At 63.5% G+C, this 904-nt stretch carries 1 protein-coding gene; it reads left to right on the top strand.

The window, feature by feature from the left end; all coding sequences use genetic code 11:
- Positions 1–104 precede the first annotated feature (104 nt).
- Positions 105–874 (top strand): IS5 family transposase gene (locus tag B8460_RS19780; protein ID WP_241771253.1). Its coding sequence is split into 2 segments (ribosomal slippage): positions 105–435 and positions 435–874, totalling 771 coding nucleotides; the frame shifts between segments, so codons are not numbered across the junction.
- Positions 875–904 lie beyond the last annotated feature (30 nt).

Here is a 904-nt window from a genome sequence, read left to right as displayed (position 1 = left end):
GCCCGCTCAAGAAATTTATGGGTCCGAGCCCTAGGGCGTGTACCCATAAATGGGTAGCGGCACGGCGGCGAGGCGTGATTCAAGCTCCTTGAAGGGAGCTTACAATGGGTGGTCGCTACGATCTGACGAATTTCGAGTGGCGCGTGATCGCGCCGCTGCTGCCACGGAAATCCCGCGGCGTTCCACGGGTCGATGATCGGCGGGTGCTGAGCGCGATCCTCTGGGTGCTGCGGTCCGGCTCGCCGTGGCGGGACCTGCCGGAGCGGTATGGCCCGTATACGACGGCCTACAACCGCTTCGTGCGCTGGCGCCGGGCGGGTATCTGGGACGCCATCATGGACGCGATCACCAAGGCCTATGACGGGCATATCCAGATGGTCGATTCCTCCTCGGTCCGGGTGCACCAGCACGCCGCCGGGGCAAAAAAGGGGGGCCAGATCGTTGCATGGGCCGTTCACGAGGCGGGCTGACCACCAAGGTCCATGCGCTGGTGGACGCGCGTGGCCTGCCGATCCGAATGGTGTTGACCGCCGGTCAGGTGCACGACAGCCAGGCCGTGCCTGCGCTGCTGGACGGCCTGACCGCAGACACTGTTGTTGTCGCCGACAAGGGCTACGACGCCGACTGGATCAGAGCGATGATCGAACAACGCGACGCTGCGCCGAATATCGCGGCGAAGTCCAACCGCAAGCAGCGGTTCTGCTTCAGCAAGAGCCTCTACCGCGAGAGGAACCGCATCGAACGCTTCTTCTGCCGCATGAAGCAGTTCCGCAGGATCGCCACCCGCTACGAGAAGCTCGCAGCGAACTACCTCGGCATGCTCAAGCTTGCTGCCATCCGCCTGTGGCTGCGAACTTATGGGTCCACGACCTAGGGCTCGGACTCATAACCAGTAGCTGACAGT

Source organism: Acidisphaera rubrifaciens HS-AP3, assembly GCF_000964365.1.
Lineage (GTDB): Bacteria > Pseudomonadota > Alphaproteobacteria > Acetobacterales > Acetobacteraceae > Acidisphaera > Acidisphaera rubrifaciens.
This window is presented reverse-complemented; position numbering and strand designations above follow the sequence as displayed.